The sequence below is a fragment of the Enterobacter cloacae complex sp. SHL022 genome, from assembly GCF_049237785.1.
In the GTDB taxonomy this organism is placed as follows: Bacteria; Pseudomonadota; Gammaproteobacteria; order Enterobacterales; family Enterobacteriaceae; genus Enterobacter; species Enterobacter hormaechei_C.
The window spans coordinates 384,367-402,537 of sequence record NZ_JBMKJH010000004.1 but is presented as its reverse complement, the minus strand read 5'-3'; the positions used below and the strand labels follow the sequence as shown (position 1 = coordinate 402,537).

Genomic DNA, 18,171 nt, shown 5'->3' with positions numbered 1-18,171 from the left:
TGCCGGATATTCATTACGGAGGGGTATTAATCCTCATTTTATTGCCTTATAAACGCGCTGTTTTCAGTAGCAGACGTGATGTGACCGCCTCTGACCCATAGGGCGCGTCTATTGCATATATCGGAAGCAAAACTGCCCTGCTCTTTTTTTACGGCAACAAATTCCCTACAATCCAGCCCATTGCCTGCCAACAACAATGGGGATCTCATGGGCACGACCAAACACAGTAAGCTGCTAATCCTTGGATCTGGACCTGCGGGTTATACCGCAGCGGTCTATGCTGCACGCGCTAACCTGCAACCGGTACTGATCACCGGGATGGAAAAAGGCGGTCAGTTGACCACCACCACGGAAGTGGAAAACTGGCCGGGCGACCCGAACGACCTGACCGGGCCGCTGCTGATGGAGCGCATGCACGAGCATGCCGCCAAATTCGAAACCGAAATCCTGTTCGACCACATCAATAAAGTGGATTTGCAGAACCGTCCGTTCCGCCTGACGGGTGACAGCGGCGAATACACCTGCGATGCGCTGATCATCGCCACCGGCGCCTCTGCCCGCTATCTCGGTCTGCCGTCTGAAGAAGCGTTCAAAGGCCGCGGCGTGTCAGCCTGCGCGACCTGCGACGGTTTCTTCTATCGCAACCAGAAAGTTGCGGTGATCGGCGGTGGTAATACTGCGGTCGAAGAAGCGCTGTATCTGGCAAATATTGCCTCAGAAGTACACCTGATCCACCGTCGCGACACCTTCCGCGCGGAGAAGATCCTGATCAAACGCCTGATGGACAAAGTGGCGAGCGGTAACATTGTGCTGCATACCAACCGTACGCTGGAAGAAGTAACTGGCGATCAGATGGGCGTGGCGGGGCTGCGTATCCGTGATACCCAGAACACCGATAACGTCGAAACGCTGGAAGTGGCAGGCCTGTTTGTGGCAATCGGTCACAGCCCGAACACGGCTATCTTTGAAGGTCAGCTGGAGCTGGAGAACGGCTACATTAAAGTGCAGTCTGGCATTCACGGCAACGCCACCCAGACCAGCGTTCCGGGTGTCTTCGCAGCTGGTGACGTGATGGACCATATTTATCGTCAGGCGATCACCTCTGCGGGCACCGGTTGTATGGCCGCGCTGGACGCAGAACGCTACCTGGACGGGCTGGCTGAACAAGGTAAATAATCTTTACAAGTCAGTAACAAACGTAAATAAAGGCGGCCACTGGTCGCCTTTATTTTTGCTCACGTGTAACATGCAGATGTCTAATTTCTTATAACGTCACCTGCAAAGTACGCAATGGAAAAAACCCGTCAACAAGAGTTAACCCGCTGGCTGAAACAGCAAAGCGTTCTGTCCCGCCGCTGGCTTATGATTTCCCGCGTTCTGGGATTTATCAGCGGTCTGTTGATTGTTGCCCAGGCATGGCTGCTGGCCCGCATTCTCAACCATATGATCATGGAGAACATCCCGCGCGAAGCGCTGCTGTTGCCGTTTATCGTTCTGGTGCTGGTTTTCGTTCTGCGTGCGTGGGTGGTCTGGCTGCGCGAGCGGGTTGGGTTCCATGCCGGGCAGCACATCCGCTATGAGATCCGCCGCAAGGTGCTCGATCGGCTTTCAGAAGCCGGGCCTGCGTGGATCCAGGGCAAGCCGGCCGGTAGCTGGGCGACGCTGATCCTTGAGCAAATCGACGATATGCACGATTACTACGCGCGTTATCTTCCGCAGATGGCGCTGGCGGTGTTTGTGCCTCTGATGATTGTTATCGCCATCTTCCCGGTTAACTGGGTGGCGGCGCTGATCCTGCTGGGGACCGCCCCGCTGATCCCGCTGTTTATGGCGATGGTCGGCATGGGCGCGGCTGATGCTAACCGCCGCAACTTCCTGGCGCTGGGTCGGTTGAGCGGTCATTTCCTGGACCGTCTGCGCGGTATGGAAACCCTGCGGATCTTTGGTCGTGGTGAAGCGGAAACCGAAAACATTCGCCTGGCGTCGCAGGATTTTCGTCAGCGCACCATGGAAGTGTTGCGCATGGCCTTTCTCTCTTCTGGCGTACTTGAATTTTTCACCTCCCTGTCGATTGCGCTGGTGGCGGTTTACTTTGGTTTCTCCTACCTCGGCGCGCTGGACTTTGGTCACTACGGTACGGCGGTTACGCTTTCCGCTGGGTTCCTGGCGCTGATCCTGGCCCCGGAATTTTTCCAGCCGCTTCGCGATCTCGGCACCTTTTACCATGCCAAAGCGCAGGCGGTGGGTGCTGCCGACAGCCTGAAAACCTTCATGGAAACGCCGCTGGCGCATCCGGAGCGTGGTGAGGTAACGCTGAATACGAACGATCCGGTGACCATTGAAGCACAGGATTTTTCTGTTCTGTCGCCTGAAGGCAAAGTACTGGCCGGTCCGCTGAACTTTACCCTGCCTGCCGGGCAACGTGTGGTGCTGGTGGGTACCAGCGGCTCAGGTAAAAGCTCATTGTTGAATGCGCTTTCAGGTTTTATGGCGTACACCGGATCGCTGCGTATCAACAAAACGGAGCTGCGCGAGCTCGATCCTGATGCCTGGCGTAAACAGCTAAGCTGGGTGGGGCAAAACCCGCAGCTGCCAGCTCCGACGCTTCGCGAGAATGTGCTGCTGGCACGCCCGGATGCGCGTGACGATGAGCTGCAATCGGTCCTCGACCGCGCCTGGGTCAGCGAGTTTCTGCCGCTGCTTGCGCAGGGTATCGATACCGTCATTGGCGATCAGTCTGCCGGGCTGTCAGTAGGCCAGGCACAGCGCGTCGCGGTTGCCCGTGCGCTGCTGAACCCCTCTTCGCTAATGCTGCTGGACGAACCCGCCGCCAGCCTGGACGCTCATAGCGAGCAGCGCGTGATGGATGCGCTTAACGCAGCCTCACGCCAGCAAACCACCCTGATGGTGACTCACCAGCTGGAAGGTATTGCCGACTGGGATCAGATCTGGGTGATGGAAAACGGACACATTGTTGAGCAAGGCGACTACGCCGCGCTTGTTGCCGCGCAGGGGCCGTTTGCGACCCTGCTGGCGAACCGTCAGGAGGATATCTGATGCGCGCCCTGCTTCCGTATCTTGCACTGTATAAACGCCACAAATGGATGCTGACGCTCGGGATCGTGCTGGCGATCGTCACGCTGCTCGCCAGCATCGGCCTGCTTACGCTTTCCGGTTGGTTCCTCTCCGCGTCTGCGGCCGCAGGCTTTGCCGGACTGTACAGCTTTAACTACATGCTGCCTGCCGCCGGGGTGCGCGGCACGGCGATTACGCGAACTGCCGGGCGCTACTTCGAGCGTCTGGTCAGCCACGACGCGACCTTCCGCGTGCTGCAACACCTGCGTATTTATACGTTCAGCAAACTGCTGCCCCTCTCCCCTGCCGGGCTGGCACGTTTTCGACAGGGCGAATTACTCAACCGCGTGGTCGCGGATGTGGATACGCTGGATCACCTCTATTTGCGCGTCATTTCACCCATGGTGGGCGCGTTTGTGGTGATTGTCGTGGTCACGCTGGGGTTGAGTTTCCTGGATGTTCCCATCGCACTGACGCTCGGCGGCATCATGCTGATGACGCTGATTATTCTGCCACCCCTGTTTTATCGTGCAGGTAAAACCACCGGGGAAAACCTGACGCGCCTGCGCGGGGAATACCGCCAGCAGCTCACCGCCTGGTTGCAGGGACAGGCCGAGCTCACCCTTTTTGGCGCCAGCAAGCGCTACCGCGCCCGCATGGAAAATACGGAGCTGAACTGGCATGAAGCCCAGCGTCGCCAGTCTGAACTGACCGCTTTCTCCCAGGCGCTGATGATGTTAATTGGTGGGATTGCCGTAATCGCCATGCTCTGGATGGCCTCCGGTGGCGTGGGCGATAACGCGCAGCCTGGCCCGCTAATTGCGCTGTTTGTTTTCTGTGCCCTGGCAGCCTTTGAAGCCTTAGCCCCGGTTACGGGCGCCTTTCAGCATCTCGGCCAGGTGATTGCCTCTGCGCTGCGCATTACGGATATTGCCGAGCAGGAGCCGGAAGTGAAGTTCAGCGCGGGTCAAACCGCTGTGCCGGAGCAGGTCGCGCTGACGCTCAGCAATGTCACTTTCGCCTACGACAAGCCGGCGCAAAACGCGCTGGAAGACATCACCCTTTCTGTTGATGCCGGGCAGCGCATTGCGATCCTTGGCCGTACGGGATGTGGAAAATCGACACTTCTGCAACTTCTCACGCGCGCGTGGGACCCACAGCAGGGCGAGATTCGGTTTAACGACGTTCCGCTGTCTGGTTTTAGCGAAGCGGCCTTGCGTAAAACGGTCAGCGTCGTGCCCCAGCGGGTGCATCTGTTCAGCGCTACGCTGCGCGATAATCTTCTTCTGGCGGCACCAGACGCCTCCGACGATACGCTGCGGGCAATGCTGGAGCATGTTGGGCTGCACAAACTGCTTGAAGACGATGGCTTGAACAGCTGGCTGGGTGAAGGGGGTCGACAGCTTTCCGGCGGCGAACTGCGTCGTCTGGCCATTGCGCGTGCGCTGCTGCACGATGCGCCGCTGATGTTGCTGGATGAACCGACAGAAGGACTGGATGCCACGACTGAGAGTCAAATCCTTGATTTACTGGCGAATGTGATGAAAGGTAAAACCGTACTGATGGTCACGCACCGTCTGCGCGGGCTGGTGAATTTCGATCAGATAATTGTGATGGACAACGGACACATAATTGAGCAAGGTAGTCACGCAGAGCTGCTGGCAAAACAAGGTCGCTACTACCAGTTTAAACAGCGCCTGTAGACTATATTTGTAGCGTCCTCTCTCGCGTACTGGAGTTCTGTTGTCATGCGCCTGGTGCAGCTTTCTCGCCATAATATTGCGTTCCCTTCACCGGAGGGGGCGCTGCGTGAACCTAACGGCTTGCTGGCTCTGGGCGGCGATCTCAGCCCGGCACGGCTCTTAATGGCTTACCAGCGCGGCATCTTCCCGTGGTTTTCGCCTGGCGACCCGATCTTATGGTGGTCTCCCGACCCGCGAGCCGTGCTGTGGCCTGGGCAGTTTCACCTGAGCCGCAGCATGAAGCGGTTTCATGCAAAATCACCCTTTCGCGTCACGCTCAATCACGCCTTCGGCCAGGTTATCGAAGGCTGCGCTGAAGATCGTCATGAAGGCACCTGGATAACCCGCGATATCATTATCGCCTACCACCAGCTTCATGAGCTGGGCTACGCGCACTCTATTGAAGTATGGAAAGAGGATAACCTCGTCGGCGGAATGTACGGCGTGGCGCAGGGCACGCTGTTCTGCGGCGAGTCGATGTTCTCCCGTGCCACGAATGCGTCAAAAACCGCGCTGCTGGTGTTTAGCGAGGAATTTGCCCGACGTGGCGGACGGCTGATGGATTGTCAGGTGCTGAATGAGCACACCGCCTCGCTCGGCGCCGTTGAAATCTCCCGCCGACACTATATCGAACATCTTGAACAATGCCGAAAAGAGACCCTTCCACGCGATTTTTGGGTTCCCAGAGCGCTCTTTATGCCCAATGCCTAAATGTTTTCCGCATATTTTTTATGAGGGTGTTATAATTATGCCGCAGAGTAGCTTCTGCCTGTTGCCCCGCCGCCGTTTGGGACCCTCGCTTCAGATAACGTCCTGACGTTTATCCTGTCGTCTCCCCTTTACGAATGCGCTTTCCGTTCGGTTGTACCGTGACGCTTGGGCAATACGCTGAGACTGTTTTGCTGCGTTTTAAACGCGCAATTCTTTACTTAATTGAGGAATTTCGGCATTATCTTGCCGGTTCAAAACTTGGTAGTGATACCCCAGAGGATTAGATGGCCAAAGAAGACAATATTGAAATGCAGGGTACCGTACTTGATACGTTGCCTAATACCATGTTTCGCGTAGAACTGGAAAACGGTCACGTGGTAACTGCGCACATCTCCGGTAAAATGCGCAAAAACTATATCCGCATTTTGACGGGCGACAAAGTGACTGTTGAACTGACCCCGTACGACCTGAGCAAAGGCCGCATTGTCTTCCGTAGTCGCTAATTGTTTTCGCCTGTAATGGCAGATGAATATTTAAAAGGTCGGGATATTCCCGGCCTTTTTTATTTATGGTCTTAGTGTGGCTGTGTCGGCAGATGTATAGTCATGCACGGGTTCATGGGTACGATTAAATCTTCAGCCATCGCGTGGGTGATGTCATGCAGCAGTCCCGTCAGGTGCGGCAGCATATCGCGGTCAACATGCGATACCAGCAGCACATGGTTTAACGCCCGGCAGTAGTCGCATTTCGTTTCGGTATCTTCCAGCAACCACTCTTTTTGTCGCGGTTGCTCCGCGTCGTCCTCAAATTCAACCACCTGAAAATCACGCATTGACTCTGTGAGGCCGGATTTCACCTCTTCCAGGTAGGCTCCGAGGCAACGGCAAACGGGCTGCGTTTGCGGAAGTGATTTGCAGTCGAGGAGGATTTCGGTGAGCAGTTTGCAGCGCTCGGCAAGGGTTGGGAGATCGGGGTTGAGGGAGAGTTCGCTATAGAGCTGGGAGATAGACTGGTTTTCCATATTCATAATTTCCATATTAAAAGCTGAAAACTACCACCAGAAACGCCAACTTCGGGTGGCAGACTGAACCGGTTTGGCGTACCGACCATATGGAAAATCGGCGCTTCAAAAGAAGCCCCGGTTCAGTCCACCATAATAGAAGATACGGATTATACCGCAGCTAAAAAAAGAGTGAACGAAACCAATGATGTTGCGTTAGCAACATCTTTCCATATGTGTGTAATCAGGACGCCAATCCCGACACCTGATTTTGCAGGTGCGCCGCCATTTTATTACTGTGAATTTATCCAGCAACTGACTTCGAAAGAATCTGGAAAGCGCCTCGCAAAATTCCTCTGCGGTCTGTTGCCCTCACCCCAACCCTCTCCCACGGGGAGAGGGAGAAAACACTAAAAACGACAACACTGTTGTCGTTTTGCTTTTACCCTGGCACGCATAAAAAAACCGGGCTTTTGCCCGGTTTTTAGACCTACGTAAGAAATCAGTGAGCCGCTTCCGGCTTGTGCTTCGCCGCACTCTGGAAATCGTACGTCAGTTCGTTCTTCGCCTGATCCAGCCCTACCGTGACCTGGCCGCCGTCCACTAGCGAGCCAAACAGCAGCTCGTTCGCCAGCGGTTTTTTCAGGTTGTCCTGAATCACGCGCGCCATCGGACGAGCGCCCATCGCACGGTCGTAGCCTTTCTCAGCCAGCCAGTTGCGGGCCTCCTGGCTCACTTCCAGCGACACGCCTTTCTGATCCAGCTGAACCTGCAACTCGACGATAAACTTGTCCACCACCTGATGGATCACCTCGGTAGACAGGTGATCGAACCAGATAATGTTGTCCAGACGGTTACGGAACTCCGGCGTGAAGATCTTCTTGATCTCTTCCATCGCATCGGTGCTGTTATCCTGGTGGATCAGGCCGATGGATTTACGCTCGGTTTCCCGCACGCCCGCGTTGGTGGTCATCACCAACACCACGTTGCGGAAATCGGCCTTGCGCCCGTTGTTATCGGTCAGCGTCCCGTTGTCCATCACCTGCAACAGGATGTTGAACACGTCCGGGTGCGCTTTCTCGATTTCATCGAGCAGCAGGACCGCGTGCGGATGCTTGATAACCGCGTCCGTAAGCAGGCCGCCCTGGTCAAAGCCCACATATCCCGGAGGCGCACCAATCAAACGGCTGACGGTGTGACGCTCCATATACTCGGACATATCAAAGCGCAGCAGCTCAATGCCCAGCGCTTTGGAGAGCTGAACCGTCACCTCGGTTTTCCCCACGCCGGTCGGACCGGCGAACAGGAAGGAACCAACCGGCTTGTGGTCATGCCCCAGGCCAGCACGGGCCATCTTGATCGCTTCGGTTAAGGCCTCAATGGCTTTATCCTGACCAAAGACCAGCATTTTCAGGCGATTGCCGAGGGTGCGCAGGGTATCACGGTCGCTCTGAGAAACGCTCTTCTCAGGAATACGCGCGATGCGGGCCACCACGGACTCGATATCCGCCACGTTCACGGTTTTCTTACGCTTGCTGGCTGGCATCAGGCGTGCACGCGCACCTGCCTCATCAATCACGTCGATCGCTTTATCCGGCAGATGACGATCGTTGATGTATTTCACCGCCAGCTCCACCGCCGCACGGACCGCTTTCGCGGTGTAACGCACGTCGTGGTGTGCTTCGTACTTGGTTTTCAGGCCGTTGATGATCTGCACCGTTTCGTCAACCGACGGCTCGGTAACGTCGATTTTCTGGAAACGACGCGCCAGCGCACGATCCTTCTCAAAGATGTTGCTGAACTCCTGGTACGTCGTGGAGCCCATCACGCGGATCTTGCCGCTGGAGAGCAGCGGTTTGATCAGGTTAGCGGCATCCACCTGGCCACCGGAGGCCGCACCTGCGCCGATGATGGTGTGGATCTCATCGATAAACAGGATGCTGTTGGTGTCCTGCTCCAGCTGTTTTAACAGCGCTTTGAAACGTTTTTCGAAATCACCGCGGTATTTGGTGCCCGCCAGCAGCGAGCCAATATCCAGCGAGTAGATGGTGCAGTCGGCAATCACTTCCGGCACGTCGCCCTGCACAATGCGCCAGGCCAGCCCTTCGGCAATCGCGGTTTTACCCACGCCAGATTCCCCCACCAGCAGCGGGTTGTTCTTGCGTCGACGGCACAGCACCTGGATGGCACGCTCCAGCTCTTTGTCGCGACCAATCAGCGGGTCGATACCGCCAACGCGAGCAAGCTGGTTAAGGTTGGTGGTGAAGTTTTCCATACGATCCTCCCCGCCTGCTTGCTCTTCATTGCTGTTGATCTGTCCGCTGGGATCCGATGCCTGGTTAGGCTCGTCTTTTCGCGTTCCGTGAGAGATGAAGTTAACCACGTCGAGCCGGCTGACTTCGTGTTTGCGCAGCAGGTAGGCCGCCTGGGACTCCTGTTCGCTGAAGATGGCGACTAAGACATTGGCGCCAGTCACTTCGCTACGTCCGGAAGACTGGACGTGGAAAACCGCGCGCTGCAACACGCGCTGGAAGCTGAGCGTCGGCTGCGTGTCGCGCTCTTCTTCACTGGCTGGCAGCACCGGTGTGGTTTGTTCGATGAAGGCTTCGAGTTCCTGACGTAGCGCCACCAGATCCACGGAGCAGGCTTCCAGCGCTTCGCGGGCAGATGGGTTGCTAAGCAGTGCGAGCAGCAGGTGCTCGACGGTCATAAACTCATGTCGGTGCTCACGCGCTCTGGCGAAAGCCATGTTTAAACTGAGTTCCAGTTCTTGATTGAGCATAGGCACCTCCCCCAATTTTATGCCTTATCAGGCCTTTTCCAGCGTACACAGCAACGGATGCTCGTTCTCCCTCGCATAGTCGTTCACCATCGCTACTTTGGTTTCCGCGACTTCGGCAGTGAAGATGCCGCAGATCGCTTTGCCACGATAATGAACGGTAAGCATCAGTTGCGTTGCACGTTCAACATCATAAGAAAAGAACTTTTGTAGCACGTCAATAACAAATTCCATCGGCGTGTAATCATCGTTCATTAACATAACTTTATACATAGATGGCGGTTTTAGCGCGTCGCGCACTTTATCTTCCGCCAGCTGGTCAAAATCCAGCCAATCGTTGGTCTTACCCATTATGCATAACCACTTTGAATCTACCTCAGATGTTAGATAACAATCATCTATTACTGTCATCCGCGATGTCTGTCACAAACTGTTGCAATAGCGTTAACTGCCTCAAATTTTGGTTGATTATTGTCCCAACTCCAGCGCCAAACGCTTGACGGCTTCTTCCGTTTCTCTAAATTGTACAAGCGTGAGTTGGCGAGGTTTTGAACAGCCCCCACTCCACCACCGGTTCATTCCATCTTAATTTATAAGATTTACGAAGGATGTCGAAGCATGGAAATGGGTACTGTTAAGTGGTTCAACAACGCCAAGGGGTTTGGCTTCATTTGCCCCGAAGGCGGCGGCGAGGATATCTTCGCTCACTATTCCACCATTCAGATGGATGGTTACAGGACGCTCAAAGCCGGGCAGTCCGTCCGGTTCGATGTACACCAGGGGCCAAAAGGCAATCACGCCAGTCTTATCGTGCCCGTTGAAGCAGAAACGGTTGCATAGCTCTCTGATTCATTGTGTACACCCCGCAGGCAAAATGCCAGCCCGATCGGCTGGCATTTTTATTTTCGGGCTATTCCCGCGCCAGCGCATCCACCGGATCGAGCCGCGCCGCGTTTCGCGCCGGCAGCCAGCCGAAAAGAATACCGGTGAAGGTGGAACATAAAAACGCCGTCAGGATCGCCATCGGCGAGAAGCCAATTTCCCAGCCCGGTAAGAAGAGCTGGAGCGCGAAGGCGATCATCATCGAAAGCGCAATCCCCATCGCGCCTCCCACCAGACACACCAGCACCGCTTCAATCAAAAACTGCTGGAGCACGTCGCTGGCTCTGGCCCCGACCGCCATGCGGATGCCTATCTCCCGCGTACGTTCGGTCACCGACACCAGCATAATGTTCATCACCCCAATCCCGCCGACGACCAGCGAAATCACCGCCACCAGCGTCAGGAACAGCTGAAGAGTACGTGTGGTCTTTTCCGCCGTTTTCAAGAGGCCGTCCATGTTCCAGGTGAAGAAATCCTTTTTCCCGTGGCGCAGGGTTAACAGCCGCTCGAGCTGCTGTTCCGCCAGCGCGCTGTCGTAGCCCTCCTTCACTCGCACGGTAATGGAGTTAAGCCAGGACTGCCCCATAATGCGCCCGGAAATGGTGCTGTATGGCAGCCAGACGCGCAGGATCTTGCTGCTGCCAAACATGGACTGTTTCTCTTCCGCCACACCAATCACCGTGGCGGGCATGTTACCCACCAGGATCACTTCCCCCACTACACGGGTTTTATTGGGGAAAAGCTGTCTGCGCGAGTTCGCGTCCAGCACCACCACCTGCGCCCTGCCCGCCAGCTGCTCCGCGTTGAAGGTCGCCCCTTCGCTAAAGGTCATGCCGTAGACGTTGAAGTAATCTCCGCTGACGCCGTTAGCACTGGCCGCCACGTCGATGTTGCCGTAGCGCAGACGCAGGTTTTGCGACACGGCAGGCGTGGCGGAGTTCACCCACGGCTGCTTCTGAATAGCCGCCAGATCGTCGTATTTCAGCGCCTGCTGATACTGCGGCTCGTCGTCGCCAAAATCTTTGCCGGGGTAAACGTCGATGGTGTTAGTCCCGATGGCCCGAATATCCGCCAGCACCAGCTGTTTCGCCGCATCGCCCACCACCACAATCGACACCACCGAGGCAATACCGATAATGATGCCGAGCATGGTCAGCAGAGTGCGCATTTTGTTGGCCGCCATCGCCAGCCAGGCCATGGTCAGCGCCTCGCGGAAACCGCTGGAAAACTGGCCCCAGCCGGTGGACACAGGCAAAGCTTCTTTCGCCGCCGCCGCTCTGGACTGACGCGGCGGCGGGTTGCTGACCAGCTCGCCGTCGTGGATCTCGATGATGCGTTCCGCCTGCGCCGCCACCTGCGGATCGTGGGTGACGATAATCACCGTATGCCCCTGATCGCGCAGTTGATGCAGGATCGCCATCACCTCTTCACCGGAATGGCTGTCGAGCGCACCGGTTGGCTCATCGGCGAGGATCACCTGTCCGCCGTTCATCAGCGCGCGGGCAATACTCACGCGCTGCTGCTGACCGCCGGAAAGCTGCGAAGGCTGATAATCAACACGCTCCGCCAGCCCAAGACGCGTTAACAGCGCCTTCGCGCGTTCAAGGCGTTTTTTGCGCTCGACGCCCGCATACACCGCCGGCACTTCCACATTCTGCGCCGCGCTCAGGTGTGAAAGCAGATGGTAACGCTGAAAGATAAAGCCAAAATGCTCGCGACGCAGCTTCGCCAGCGCGTCGCCGTCCAGGGTGGAAACATCCGTCCCGGCCACGCGATAGGTGCCGCTGCTGGGCTTATCCAGACAGCCAAGAATGTTCATCAGCGTTGATTTACCCGAGCCCGACGCCCCGACAATCGCCACCATTTCACCGGCTTCAACGCGCAGGGAGATGCCCTTCAGCACCTCCACCGGCCCGTCGCCGGACGGATAGCTGCGACGAATGTCATTCAGCTCAAGCAGCGCCGTCATTGCGCGGCTCCAGGCAGGGTTTCGCTGGTGACCACTTCTTCACCCTCTTCCAGCCCTTTTACCACCACCACGTCGGTGTCGTTACGCGCGCCAATCACTACTTCCCGCTCGCGGGTTTCGCCGTTGCGCAGCACTTTCACCTTGTAGCGATTGTCCCCGGCGGATTCGCCCAGCGCGGAGAGCGGAACCGTCAGCACGTTTTTCACGCCGGTCAGCTGGATATGCACCTGGGCGGTCATGTCCAGACGCAGCACGCCCTGCGGGTTTGGCACCTCAAAACGCGCATAGTAGAAGATGGCGTCGTTAACTTTCTCCGGCGTCGGCAGGATATCTTTCAGCACCCCTTCATAGCGGGTTTGCGGATCGCCCAGCACCGTAAACCAGGCTTTCTGCCCCGGCTTAAGGTGAATGACGTCCGCTTCGGATACCTGGGCTTTCACCAGCATGGTGCTCATATCCGCCAGGGTCAGGATGTTTGGCGCCTGCTGCGCGGCGATGACCGTCTGGCCTTGCAGGGTGGTTATCTGCGTCACTTCCCCGGCCATTGGCGCAACGATTTGCGTGTAATCGAGGTTGGTTTTCGCCGTATCCAGCGAGGCCTGATTCCGTTTGATTTGCGCATCGATGGTGCCAATCTGCGCCTGCTTCACCGCCAGCTCCGTGGCGGCTGTGTCCAGATCCTGTTTCGAGATGGCCTGCGTTTTCGCCAGCGCCTGCTGGCGCGTCAGGGTGACCTGAGCGAGATTACGCTCCGCCTGAGCCTGCGCGCGCTGCGCGCGCAGCTCCATCAGCGTCGCTTCCACTTCGCGGATCTGGTTTTGCGCCTGCTCAGGATCGATCACGCCCAGCAGCTGGCCTTTTTTAACCTTATCGCCAATCTCAACTGACAGGGTTTTAAGCTGACCGCTGACCTGCGCGCCCACGTCAACCTTACGCAGGGCATCCAGTTTCCCCGTCGCCAGCACGTTTTGTTGCAGCTCGCCCGGACGAACAATCAGCGTTTGATACTGTGGTACCGGCGCGTTCAGTACCTTCCATAACCAGAATCCGCCCGCTAACACCACTACCGCCAGCAGCAGAAACAGCTTTCTGCGTTTTCCCTTCAGGTTCATAAATATTCCAAATAGTTGTTCTGGCTATCATCACCGTTGATTTTATCTAAACCACTCCTCAACGAAACCCCCGATCCCCGTAATCGTCGGGAATTGTTTACCCGATGTTGATAAAGCGCCTGCTGAAATAGCGATATTCCACCAGAAGCAGGATCTAACATGTCTTCCATCGTCGATACACCTTATTCAACGCTGCCCCAGCCTAAATCGGGCTGGCAACTGTTTAAAAGCCTGACATCGGGTTCCCTCACGCCGGGGCTGGCGTGGCAAAATCCGGCCTATCGACGTAAGTTTATGTTGCGCTCGCTGGCAACGCCGTTCACCACTGCGCGCCTGCTCGGAAACCTTGCAAAACAGCCCCGTCTGATGCAGATCCTGCGCGTGCAGCCCGGCCTGCCGTGCCGCCTGCACCGGCCGTGGCTGACCGTAAATATGGGTCGTCAGAATACGCTGGACGCATTGAACGATCACTATCAGATGATGAGCCGCCATCTTCCGGCGTCGCTGCTCAACGGCTACCTCTCCAGCCAGGGCATCACGCTGGTGACGTTAACGGGCAAAGAGGAACAGCAGTTTAGCGTTCGCCTGAGCGCGGATGCGTTTCTGGACAAAGAAGGGGAAGCGACCCTCACTTTTTGCGACCACCAGAACACGGTGCTGGCCGAGCTGACCTTTACGCTGTGCAAATACCAGGGCAAGACAACGCTCTTCATCGGCGGAATGCAGGGGGCGAAAGCGCATGTCCCGCACGAGCACATTCAGCTGGCGACCAAAGCCTGTCACGGACTGTTCCCAAAACGTCTGCTGGTTGAAGCGGTCATGACGCTGGCAGGCGCCTTCCCGGTCGAGCAGATCCTCGCGGTGAGTAACGCCACCCACATCTACCGCAGCTGGCGCTATCGCAAGAAAAAAGAGGGAAAATTGCTGGCTGACTATGACAGCTTCTGGCGCTCCCTTGGCGGACAGCAGCAGGATAACGGCAACTTTGCCCTGCCACTGACCATGCCACGCAAACCGATGGAAGAGATTGCGAGTAAAAAACGGTCCGAATACCGCCGCCGCTATACCCTGCTTGATAGCCTGATCCAACAGGTTTCGCAGGCGACTGACCGCTAATCGGCCCTCCCGCGAGCCAGCCAGAGGACGCGGGAGAACATTTTACGCAGCAGCGTGGGCACCGACTCCACGCCTCGCCTGCCGGCTTCCGTCGCGACTTCAATGGCCAAATCCGGTTTTGACGACCGATGGATAGCTTTGGCAATCACCCGACGCATGTTCATGGGTACATCCACCGGGATCATCGCCACGCGGTGAAAGACGTCGTCAAATCCCTGACGGTACATAAAGTGCTCCATGTCCATCGCAGGCAGCGCGGTCAGATGTTCCCGCTCCTCTTCACGATCGTTATTGAGCAGGCTGCGCACGGTCGCCGCATATTTTTTACCCGCCTCATCGCCATCCACCAGCACGTGCCACTCTATCCCCATCCGGCGCGCAAATTTGATCAGCGGTTTTAAGCCAGACTGAGCAAATTCGATCACTTTGATCCCTTCGGCATCAAAGTGGTGCCCGCACTGGCGAGCCAGCTCGTTTATCACCCAGGTTTCCGTTTCCCCTTCCACCAGCAACCAGCAGCGAGCAAACAGGGAAGAGGCACGGTTAAAACGGATATGAAACGCAATCCGTCGGCCATCTTCGGCATTTAACCCGCCGGGCCCGAGCCGGTAGGCGGTGACCCGCGACGATTCACGCACCAGGCGGCAGACATACTCTACCGGCGTCAGAGAGAGCAGCTCTCCGGAATTCGTGGTGGTGACTCGCTGCAACGGCAGCAGATTAAGAAGATGCCACGCCACGGAAAGCATAATCGGGTGGAGCCGCGTTTCCGGATCTTCCACCAGCAGCAGCGGGCGCGCGTCCCGATCCAGGCGCACCGTCCCTTTCGCCTGTAAAAGCGTGGAGAATAAACCCAGCAGGATCACCCGATGCGTACGCCCGCCGGGGCGGTCGATCATGCGGTTGATAATATCGAGATAGCGCCAGCTTCGTTGTTCATCGTGCGAGCGGCGACGCATCAGACGGTGGCGCGCCTGCCCCGTTCCCTGCTCGGAGAAGTAGTGCTCCAGCAGTTGTACCATGGCAGACAGTCCCTGACGGATCTGGCCGTCGGTGAGGTTCTGCGGCCGTGAGACCAGTTCACGGGCGAGGAAATCCAGTTCGCGGGCGGTTACTTCCACCTCGGGCATATTCGGCACGGTGCCGTTACGGATCCGCCGCATAAAACGCGCGTCGCGTAAGCGCAATACGGGGGAGAGGCGGATAAGATGTCGGGCAAGCTCGTCAATATTATCGAGCGGGATCGGATTCCCCTTCTCATCAAGAAATTCACGCAGGGTTAATACCCCGTCGTTTTGCGCCATTTCGCCCTCAAGGCGATAGAAAATACGCTGGAACCCATCTTCACAGGGAACCCAGCAGGCCGACATAGGGCGAAAACGACGCACGCGATGGCGGCCGGGCTCGGATTCGCGGAAGGTCAGAATGATATGCAGGTGTTTCTCGCGCCCGTTGACATCCCCCGGCGGAAACCAGAAGTCATCATGAACGAAGTGGTACAAGTTCTCTTCGGGCGAAAGCAGCAGCGTCAGGGCATCCAGCAGGCTGGATTTACCCCAGGCGTTTTCGCCTATCAGGACGTTGTTCTGTTCCAGTTGCAGCGACAGGCGGTTAATCCCGCGAAACCCGACAATCTCCACACGTTCGAGTAGCATACATCCCCCGCAATTCGGCCACTTTTTCCTTCAAGTTATCAGCAGTATAGCGGCAGGCTGTGGGTCACGACAGCAGAATATACGCCCCCTTAATTATTGGGCTATGCTCTAATTACCTCCGTTCTGAACAAGGATTGACATCACATTGCCTTAAATCAAATTTAGTGAATTTATTTGAGTGGCGAAGGGATGTTGATGGTTTCAAAATACTGGCTCTTTGAGTCGTCATCCCTTTATGGCGATATAACCCGCGCGCAGGAATGGGCGCGGACGTTTATTATTGAGGTGGTTATGTTCAGAAAATTAGCGGCAGAATGCTTTGGCACATTCTGGCTGGTGTTTGGTGGCTGCGGTAGCGCAGTACTGGCAGCCGCATTTCCGGAATTAGGTATTGGATTTGTCGGCGTCGCGCTGGCATTCGGTTTAACCGTATTAACCATGGCATTCGCCGTGGGGCATATTTCCGGCGGTCATTTCAACCCGGCCGTCACATTAGGTTTATGGGCGGGCGGACGTTTCCCGGCGAAAGATATTATTGGCTATATTATTGCCCAGGTTATTGGCGGTATTATTGCCGCGGCGGTGCTGTACGTAATTGCCAGCGGAAAAGCCGGGTTTGACGCCGCGGCCAGCGGATTTGCGTCGAACGGCTTCGGCGAACACTCGCCAGGCGGCTACTCAATGCTGTCTGCTATCGTGATTGAAATTGTGCTCACCGCAGGTTTCCTGTTGGTGATCCACGGCGCAACGGACAAATACGCGCCTGCGGGCTTTGCCCCCATCGCTATTGGTCTGGCGCTGACGCTGATCCACCTCATCTCCATCCCGGTGACCAACACCTCCGTTAACCCGGCGCGCAGCACCGCGGTGGCTATTTTCCAGGGCGGCTGGGCGCTTGAACAGCTGTGGCTATTCTGGGTGATGCCAATTATCGGCGGTATTCTGGGCGGCGTGCTGTATCGCACCCTGCTGGAAAAACGCGATTAATGGTTTTCCCCCCTCTCCCTGTGGGAGAGGGCCGGGGTGAGGGCATCAGGCCGCACCACCCCAAATAGACAAGCCGGGTAAGGCGTAGCCGCCACCCGGCTTTTTTTGTAGCTTTACCTCACAGCCTTTATTGGGTAGTGTCTCTGGCGCTTAACTGATACTCAAAAGGACCGGCTGTTCATGTTCTCAGGACTCCTCATCATTCTTCTGCCCCTGATTGCGGGCTACCTTATTCCGCTGCGTCATGAATCGGCCTTAAAGCTTATTAATCGTTTTCTCAGCTGGATTGTTTACGTCATTCTGTTCTTTATGGGGATCAGCCTGGCCTTCCTGGATAATCTGGCGACGAACTTGCTTTCCATTCTGCATTATTCTGCGGTTACGGTAGTGGTTATTCTGCTGTGCAATATTGCCGCGCTGTTCTGGCTGGAACGCACTATTCCCTGGAAAAATCACCATCATCAGGAAAAGCTTCCCTCCCGTATTGCGATGGCGCTGGAATCATTAAAGCTGTGCGGCGTGGTGGTACTCGGTTTTTTACTGGGTCTGACCGGCTGGGCATTTTTACAGCACGCAACGGAAGCCAGCGAATATACGCTTATTTTCCTGCTCTTCCTGATTGGTATTCAGCTGCGAAATAATGGCATGACGCTGAAACAGATTGTCCTTAACCGCCGGGGCATGATGGTTGCCGTTATCGTTGTGGCCAGCTCACTGGCGGGGGGAGTGATTAACGCCTTTATTCTCGATCTGCCGCTGAAAACCAGCCTGGCGATGGCGTCCGGTTTCGGCTGGTATTCGCTCTCAGGTATTCTGCTGACCGAATCGTTTGGTCCGGTGATCGGCAGCGCCGCCTTCTTTAACGATCTGGCGCGCGAGCTGATAGCCATCATGCTGATCCCCGGCCTGGTACGCCGCAGCCGCTCTACTGCGCTGGGCCTGTGCGGGGCCACCTCAATGGACTTTACCCTGCCGGTGTTACAGCGCTCGGGAGGGCTGGAGATGGTTCCTGCCGCCATTGTACACGGCTTTATTCTGAGCCTGCTGGTACCCATTCTGATGGCGTTCTTCTCAGCCTGATACTGCTTTGGCGGTAGTGAACCTGCCGCCAAAATTGCGCTAAATCAATAACCCTCCACTTAG

At 56.4% G+C, this 18,171-nt stretch carries 15 protein-coding genes; 9 read left to right on the top strand and 6 right to left on the bottom strand.

The features are described from left to right. Positions 1-207: 207 nt before the first annotated feature. The 5 genes from trxB (at position 208) to infA (ending at position 6,031) form a co-directional block, all read left to right on the top strand. The gene (trxB, locus tag ACOTZD_RS11235; protein WP_003858303.1) at positions 208-1,176 is read left to right on the top strand and encodes a thioredoxin-disulfide reductase; all 969 of its coding nucleotides are present in this window, start codon (positions 208-210) and stop codon (positions 1,174-1,176) included. Positions 1,177-1,290: 114 nt separating this feature from the next. Further along, the gene (gene cydD, locus ACOTZD_RS11230) at positions 1,291-3,057 is read left to right on the top strand and encodes a heme ABC transporter permease/ATP-binding protein CydD (protein WP_047654009.1); all 1,767 of its coding nucleotides are present in this window, start codon (positions 1,291-1,293) and stop codon (positions 3,055-3,057) included. Further along, positions 3,057-4,778 (top strand): heme ABC transporter ATP-binding protein/permease CydC, encoded by a 1,722-nt coding sequence (cydC, locus tag ACOTZD_RS11225; RefSeq protein WP_058659442.1) that lies wholly within the window; start codon positions 3,057-3,059, stop codon positions 4,776-4,778. The genes cydD and cydC overlap by 1 nt, the downstream gene beginning before the upstream one ends. 45 nt (positions 4,779-4,823) lie before the next feature. Then, the gene (gene aat, locus ACOTZD_RS11220) at positions 4,824-5,528 is read left to right on the top strand and encodes a leucyl/phenylalanyl-tRNA--protein transferase (protein ID WP_032608953.1); all 705 of its coding nucleotides are present in this window, start codon (positions 4,824-4,826) and stop codon (positions 5,526-5,528) included. A gap of 284 nt (positions 5,529-5,812) precedes the next feature. Then, positions 5,813-6,031 (top strand): translation initiation factor IF-1, encoded by a 219-nt coding sequence (infA, locus tag ACOTZD_RS11215; RefSeq protein WP_002211347.1) that lies wholly within the window; start codon positions 5,813-5,815, stop codon positions 6,029-6,031. Between the two features lie 71 nt (positions 6,032-6,102). Here the strand turns inward: infA and ACOTZD_RS11210 are convergent, their stop codons facing one another. The 3 genes from ACOTZD_RS11210 to clpS form a co-directional block, all read right to left on the bottom strand. After that, positions 6,103-6,564, bottom strand: coding sequence for a hypothetical protein (locus ACOTZD_RS11210; RefSeq protein WP_080338193.1), 462 nt, complete (start codon positions 6,562-6,564; stop codon positions 6,103-6,105). A gap of 466 nt (positions 6,565-7,030) precedes the next feature. Next, a complete protein-coding gene (gene clpA, locus ACOTZD_RS11205) occupies positions 7,031-9,310 on the bottom strand; it encodes an ATP-dependent Clp protease ATP-binding subunit ClpA (RefSeq protein ID WP_006809407.1) in 2,280 nt (759 codons plus the stop codon). A gap of 27 nt (positions 9,311-9,337) precedes the next feature. After that, positions 9,338-9,658, bottom strand: a complete 321-nt coding sequence (gene clpS / locus ACOTZD_RS11200; RefSeq protein WP_006174393.1) for an ATP-dependent Clp protease adapter ClpS — start codon at positions 9,656-9,658, stop codon at positions 9,338-9,340. Between the two features lie 267 nt (positions 9,659-9,925). Here clpS and cspD point away from each other — a divergent pair, with 267 nt between their 5' ends. Beyond that, the gene (cspD, locus tag ACOTZD_RS11195) at positions 9,926-10,147 is read left to right on the top strand and encodes a cold shock-like protein CspD (RefSeq protein WP_006809408.1); all 222 of its coding nucleotides are present in this window, start codon (positions 9,926-9,928) and stop codon (positions 10,145-10,147) included. A 70-nt stretch (positions 10,148-10,217) separates the two neighbouring features. Here the strand turns inward: cspD and macB are convergent, their stop codons facing one another. Both macB and macA read right to left on the bottom strand, forming a co-directional pair. Further along, positions 10,218-12,158: a macrolide ABC transporter ATP-binding protein/permease MacB gene (macB, locus tag ACOTZD_RS11190; protein WP_174402391.1), complete on the bottom strand. Its 1,941-nt coding sequence runs from the start codon at positions 12,156-12,158 to the stop codon at positions 10,218-10,220. Further along, complete coding sequence (gene macA, locus ACOTZD_RS11185; protein ID WP_017384842.1) at positions 12,155-13,270, bottom strand: macrolide transporter subunit MacA; 1,116 nt, start codon at positions 13,268-13,270, stop codon at positions 12,155-12,157. The genes macB and macA overlap by 4 nt, the downstream gene beginning before the upstream one ends. A 159-nt stretch (positions 13,271-13,429) precedes the next feature. On the opposite strand from macA, the gene ACOTZD_RS11180 reads away from it, so the two are divergent. Then, entirely contained in the window at positions 13,430-14,386 is a 957-nt protein-coding gene (locus ACOTZD_RS11180; protein WP_022650714.1) for a VirK/YbjX family protein, read from the top strand. Here the strand turns inward: ACOTZD_RS11180 and ACOTZD_RS11175 are convergent. Further along, positions 14,383-16,041, bottom strand: a complete 1,659-nt coding sequence (locus ACOTZD_RS11175; RefSeq protein WP_023324396.1) for an ATP-dependent endonuclease — start codon at positions 16,039-16,041, stop codon at positions 14,383-14,385. The genes ACOTZD_RS11180 and ACOTZD_RS11175 overlap by 4 nt on opposite strands. 291 nt (positions 16,042-16,332) lie before the next feature. On the opposite strand from ACOTZD_RS11175, the gene aqpZ reads away from it, so the two are divergent. Beyond that, positions 16,333-17,028 (top strand): aquaporin Z, encoded by a 696-nt coding sequence (gene aqpZ, locus ACOTZD_RS11170; protein ID WP_026080729.1) that lies wholly within the window; start codon positions 16,333-16,335, stop codon positions 17,026-17,028. Positions 17,029-17,208: 180 nt separating this feature from the next. After that, positions 17,209-18,108, top strand: coding sequence for a lysine exporter LysO family protein (locus ACOTZD_RS11165; RefSeq protein ID WP_022650712.1), 900 nt, complete (start codon positions 17,209-17,211; stop codon positions 18,106-18,108). Positions 18,109-18,171 lie beyond the last annotated feature (63 nt).

Bases quoted from the DNA above. Each gene is read 5' to 3' on its own strand.
- cspD (WP_006809408.1), top strand. From the start codon at position 9,926: ATGGAAATGGGTACTGTTAAGTGGTTCAACAACGCCAAGGGGTTTGGC.
- ACOTZD_RS11165 (WP_022650712.1), top strand. From the start codon at position 17,209: ATGTTCTCAGGACTCCTCATCATTCTTCTGCCCCTGATTGCGGGCTAC.
- macA (WP_017384842.1), bottom strand. From the start codon at position 13,270: ATGAACCTGAAGGGAAAACGCAGAAAGCTGTTTCTGCTGCTGGCGGTA.
- clpA (WP_006809407.1), bottom strand. From the start codon at position 9,310: ATGCTCAATCAAGAACTGGAACTCAGTTTAAACATGGCTTTCGCCAGA.
- trxB (WP_003858303.1), top strand. From the start codon at position 208: ATGGGCACGACCAAACACAGTAAGCTGCTAATCCTTGGATCTGGACCT.
- ACOTZD_RS11180 (WP_022650714.1), top strand. From the start codon at position 13,430: ATGTCTTCCATCGTCGATACACCTTATTCAACGCTGCCCCAGCCTAAA.
- aqpZ (WP_026080729.1), top strand. From the start codon at position 16,333: ATGTTCAGAAAATTAGCGGCAGAATGCTTTGGCACATTCTGGCTGGTG.
- ACOTZD_RS11210 (WP_080338193.1), bottom strand. From the start codon at position 6,564: ATGGAAATTATGAATATGGAAAACCAGTCTATCTCCCAGCTCTATAGC.
- cydD (WP_047654009.1), top strand. From the start codon at position 1,291: ATGGAAAAAACCCGTCAACAAGAGTTAACCCGCTGGCTGAAACAGCAA.
- clpS (WP_006174393.1), bottom strand. From the start codon at position 9,658: ATGGGTAAGACCAACGATTGGCTGGATTTTGACCAGCTGGCGGAAGAT.
- ACOTZD_RS11175 (WP_023324396.1), bottom strand. From the start codon at position 16,041: ATGCTACTCGAACGTGTGGAGATTGTCGGGTTTCGCGGGATTAACCGC.
- aat (WP_032608953.1), top strand. From the start codon at position 4,824: ATGCGCCTGGTGCAGCTTTCTCGCCATAATATTGCGTTCCCTTCACCG.
- infA (WP_002211347.1), top strand. From the start codon at position 5,813: ATGGCCAAAGAAGACAATATTGAAATGCAGGGTACCGTACTTGATACG.
- macB (WP_174402391.1), bottom strand. From the start codon at position 12,158: ATGACGGCGCTGCTTGAGCTGAATGACATTCGTCGCAGCTATCCGTCC.
- cydC (WP_058659442.1), top strand. From the start codon at position 3,057: ATGCGCGCCCTGCTTCCGTATCTTGCACTGTATAAACGCCACAAATGG.